The organism is Devosia sp., from assembly GCF_034675085.1.
In the GTDB taxonomy this organism is placed as follows: Bacteria; Pseudomonadota; Alphaproteobacteria; order Rhizobiales; family Devosiaceae; genus Devosia.
This window is the reverse complement of sequence record NZ_JAUCDN010000276.1, coordinates 1-4,281: the sequence shown is the minus strand read 5'-3', so window position 1 is coordinate 4,281 and position 4,281 is coordinate 1. Positions and strand designations below refer to the sequence as shown.

The 4,281-nt window shown below is 65.4% G+C and carries 3 protein-coding genes; all 3 read right to left on the bottom strand.

The genetic code is table 11. The features are described 5' to 3' along the window. Window positions 1-35 precede the first annotated feature (35 nt). The 3 genes from VDP82_RS14565 to VDP82_RS14555 are packed head-to-tail and all read right to left on the bottom strand — an operon-like array spanning window position 36 to window position 4,142. Window positions 36-830, bottom strand: coding sequence for an inositol monophosphatase (locus VDP82_RS14565; RefSeq protein ID WP_323015561.1), 795 nt, complete (start codon window positions 828-830; stop codon window positions 36-38). Window positions 831-852: 22 nt separating this feature from the next. Continuing rightward, the gene (locus tag VDP82_RS14560; RefSeq protein ID WP_323015560.1) at window positions 853-1,932 is read right to left on the bottom strand and encodes an ABC transporter ATP-binding protein; all 1,080 of its coding nucleotides are present in this window, start codon (window positions 1,930-1,932) and stop codon (window positions 853-855) included. Next, a complete protein-coding gene (locus VDP82_RS14555) occupies window positions 1,929-4,142 on the bottom strand; it encodes an ABC transporter permease (RefSeq protein WP_323015559.1) in 2,214 nt (737 codons plus the stop codon). The genes VDP82_RS14560 and VDP82_RS14555 overlap by 4 nt, the downstream gene beginning before the upstream one ends. Window positions 4,143-4,281: the final 139 nt, after the last annotated feature.

Sequence of the window (4,281 nt, the reverse complement as noted above, 5' to 3'; positions counted from 1 at the left end):
AGTAGTTCCTGCGTTCACTGGCTCGAATTGGGGCATCAAACACCAACTAGAGCCCGCAGCTGATCCACAGCGCCTGGACCTGCGGCACAAACCGGCGCTCGAGTGCACAGGCCGTTTCCGGGCAGCGGAAATGGCAGATACCAGCCACCGGCCTCGGCGATGAGGCAATAGCCGCCCAGGCAATCCCAGGCATTCATCGACGGCTCGTAATAGCCGGCCAGCCGCCCGGCGGCGACATAGGCCAGCATCATCGCGCCCGAGCCGTTGCGGAAGAAATTGCCGCCCTGGGCCAACAGTTTTTCCACCACGCCGCCCACTTCGGCCGGATCGGCATGATGGTTGGAGCCGATGCCGATCAGCGAATTGGTCATGGTGCGGTTGGGATCGAGCGTCAGCCGCCGTCCGTTGAGCGTGGCGCCATGGCCGCTGGCGGCCGCGTAAAGATCGTCAGTGACCGGGGCATAAACAACACCGATCACGAGCCGGTCCTCATGGACAACAGCGATCGACACGCACCAATTGGGCATGCCGAAGACGAAGGGGCTGGTGCCGTCGATGGGATCGACCACCCAGGTAAAGCCCGAGCTGCCGCGGCTGTGGCCATATTCCTCGCCCAGCACGCTGTCATCGGGATAGAGCGCGGCGATTTCGGCGCGGATCAGCTGCTCGGTCTCGCGGTCGGCGATGGACACCACGTCCTGCGGATTGGCCTTGTCCTCGATCACCAACTGGTCGCGGTGGTTGAAATAGTCCAGCGCCTTGACGCCGGCGGCGCGGGCAATCGCCTGGGCCAGAGCGAAACGGGCCAGAATGTCGGTGGGGGCAGTCATGCTCAAAAATCCTTGGTGACGGTCAGGCGGTGATTACGGCCACGCCGCGATTATGCAGGGTGATGCCGACATCGGTTCCCGCTGTCAGATGTTTGTCGATATCGGCATCGACGACGAAGAGGCTGCCCTGCTCCGTTTCCACTTCATATTCGAGATGATCGCCGAGATAGGCCGTGGTCTTGATGCGACCGGGCCAGGCGCCGCCGCTGGAGGCGGTGAGCATGATGGCATTGGGGCGCACGGCCAGCTTCGCCGGCCCGGGGACGGCGCCGCGCACCGGTACGCGATGGTCGAGCCCGGCAATGCGCACCAGCGCCTCGCCCTGCTCGATGCCCGTGACCACGCAATCGACCACATTCGCCTCGCCCATGAAATCGGCGATGAAGGCTGAGGCTGGCGTTTCATAAAGCTCGCGCGGCGCGCCTTGCTGGGCCACCTCGCCCTGCTGCATCACCACGATGCGATCGGACACCGCCAGCGCCTCTTCCTGGTCATGGGTGACATAGACGGCGGTGAAGCCGAGCCGCTGCTGCAACTCGCGGATTTCGGTACGCACCCGCCGGCGTAGCCGCGCATCGAGATTGGACAGCGGCTCATCAAGCAGCAGGACTTGCGGGCGCAGCACCAGGGCGCGGGCCACCGCCACGCGCTGTTGCTGACCGCCCGACAATTCCGCCGGCAGCCGGTTTCCAAACCCGGCCAACCCCACCAGTTCCAGCCCCGCCTCGGCCTGTTCGCGCGCCTCGGCCTTGCGCAGGCCGGAGGCGGCCAGGCCATAGGCGACATTCTCGGTGACGCTCATATGAGGAAACAGTGCATAGGACTGGAACACCATGGATACGTCGCGCTCATTGGCCGGCAGCATGGTGACATCTTTGCCCCCGATCAGGATGCGCCCCACGCTTGGATGCTCCAGCCCGGCCAGCATGCGCAGCGTGGTGGTCTTGCCGCAGCCCGAGGGCCCCAGCAGGGTTACCAGCGTGCCCGGCTCGATGGTCAGCGACAAGTTCTTGATCGCGGTGAAATTACCAAAATCCTTGCGCACGCCGGTAAAGACTACCGAGCCGGGACGCGCTTCGAGACTGGATTCGGGTTGGGTCATGCAGAGACCTCCTGGGGCATGCGGGCGACGCCGATGCGGTCCTCGCGCCGCAGGCGACGCTGGCCGACAATGAGCTGGAAGCAGCCGATCACGGTGATCATCACCACGATCAGCGCCGAGGAATAGGCAATGGCCACGCCGTAGCGGCCATTTTCCACCAACCCGACGATATAGGCGGTGGCCATGTTGTATTTGGCGCTGACCAGGAAGATCACCGCGCTGATGGAGGTGATGGTGCGCACGAAGGAAAACACCAGCGCCGCGGTGATCGCCGGCCGCAGCAGCGGCAGGATGACCTTGCGGATGGTCCGCAAGCTGGTGGCGCGCAGCGTCAGCGAGGCCTCGTCCAGGCTCTTGTCGAGCTGGCTCATCGCCGCGATGCCGCCGCGTACGCCCACCGGCATGTTGCGGAACACGAAGCACGCAATCAGCACCAGCGCCGTGCCGGTCAATTCGATCGGCGGCACGTTGAAAGCGATGACATAGCTGATGCCGATCACCGTGCCGGGAATGGCGAAGCTGAGCATCAGCCCGAATTCGAACAGGTTCCGCCCGACGAATTTCTGCCGCACGATCAGATAGGCGGTGAGCATGCCCATGGCCGCGGTCAGCGGTGCCGAGATCAGCGCGATCTGCATCGTGGTCCAGAACGAGTTCCACGCCACTCCGGTCCAGGCGATGGCCCCGTCGCGTATGGTCACGGAGAAGGCGCGGACATAATGCTCGACGGTGAGGCTGTTATCCAGGCCCCAGGTTTTGACGAAGCCGCCATAGACGATCATGGCGTAGACCACGAGGGTAAAGAGAGCCCAGGGGATGACCACGGCATAGATGCCGACGGCCAGCGGCTTGGGCAGGGCGATATGGGCGCCGCTATCGCCCTTGCCGGTGACAGTGGCGAAGCCCTTGCCCGAGAGCCACAACCGCTGGGCGACGAAGGCGATCAGGGTGAAGCCGAGCAGCACGATGGCCAGCACCGCCGCGCGCGAGGGATCGGTCTGCGCCCCCACCACGGCGAAATAGATTTCGGTCGAGAGCACGCCCTGGCTACCCCCCAGCACCAGCGGATTGCCGAAATCGGCCATGCTTTCGATGAAGGCGATGAGGAAGGCATTGGCCAGGCCCGGCCGCATCAACGGCAGCGACACCTTGGTGAAGGTGCGCCAGCGATCCGAGCGCAGCGTCTGGGAGGCTTCCTCCATCGACGGGCTGATGCCCTCGACCACCCCCACCAGCACCAGGAAGGAGATCGGCGTGAATGACAGCACCTGCGCGATCCAGATCCCGGTCGAGCCATAGAGCCAGCGCCCGGGCGGAATGCCGAACAGCTCGGACATCCACACAGTCACCGTGCCGGCCCGGCCGAACAGCAGGATCAGCGCCAGCCCGATGACGAAGGGCGGGGTGATGATGGGCAGGATGGTCAGCGTGCGCAAAAGCTTCTTGAACGGAAAATTGGTGCGCGTCGCCGCCAGCGCGAAGGCTAGACCGAGCAGGGTGGAGCCGCTGGCGGTGCATAGCGCCAGCCACACCGTGCGCCAGGCGACGCCGCAATTGCGGCCGCCCGTCAGGCAGGCCAGGCTCCAGATCGATTCATCCTGGATATTGCGCAGGAACCCCTCGGGCGCCCACTGGCCGTCATGGCCCAGCATGGCGCCGATGAACATGCGGCCCACAGGATAGAAGACGAAGACCGCCACCAGCACCACCAGAACGGCGATGGCGCCGATGACGAAGGCATCGCCCTTGAGCACCCCCTGTTCGGCAAGGCCGAAGGCGAAGATCAGCACAAAAGCCAGCCCCACCAGCAGCGCCCCTGCGCCCATGGCCTGTTGCCCGGTGCCCAGCGAGCCAAACAGTGCGCTCAATGCCGGCAGGTTCCAGTCGTCATAACCGATGAGAAAGCCCTGCAACAGCAGCAGCACCAGACCGCCGCCACCGAGCCAGGCGGCCAACCGGCCGCGCTGCTCGGGCGTGGGCAGCCTCCGGCCCATTGCCACACCAACCAGGATCAGCACGAACAGGCCCAGCCACCAATGGCCATAGGCGAAGATTTGCAGCAGGGCCGGCGCGGTTTCCGCGGTGCCGGGGAAATCGCCCAGCCAGCCGAAGCCGAAGAAACCGGCGGCGATGCGATACCAGGGCAGCGCCAGCAGGCCCGCGACGCCGATGGCCAGGGCCACGGCCAATCTGCGATCGGAACGATCCATTCTCCGGCTCCTCAGGGGGTGAAGCGGCAGGCGCGGCCACGACCGGGACGGTCACCCGGCCGCTCAGGCGCGACGATTGGGACGAAAGCGCCGCCCGGCCCCGGGCCGGCGGCAAGACCCTTGGGCGTTGGGGCCCCCC

Coding starts and splice junctions, on each gene's coding strand:
- VDP82_RS14560 (WP_323015560.1), bottom strand. CDS start 1,932: ATGACCCAACCCGAATCCAGTCTCGAAGCGCGTCCCGGCTCGGTAGTC.
- VDP82_RS14555 (WP_323015559.1), bottom strand. CDS start 4,142: ATGGATCGTTCCGATCGCAGATTGGCCGTGGCCCTGGCCATCGGCGTC.
- VDP82_RS14565 (WP_323015561.1), bottom strand. CDS start 830: ATGACTGCCCCCACCGACATTCTGGCCCGTTTCGCTCTGGCCCAGGCG.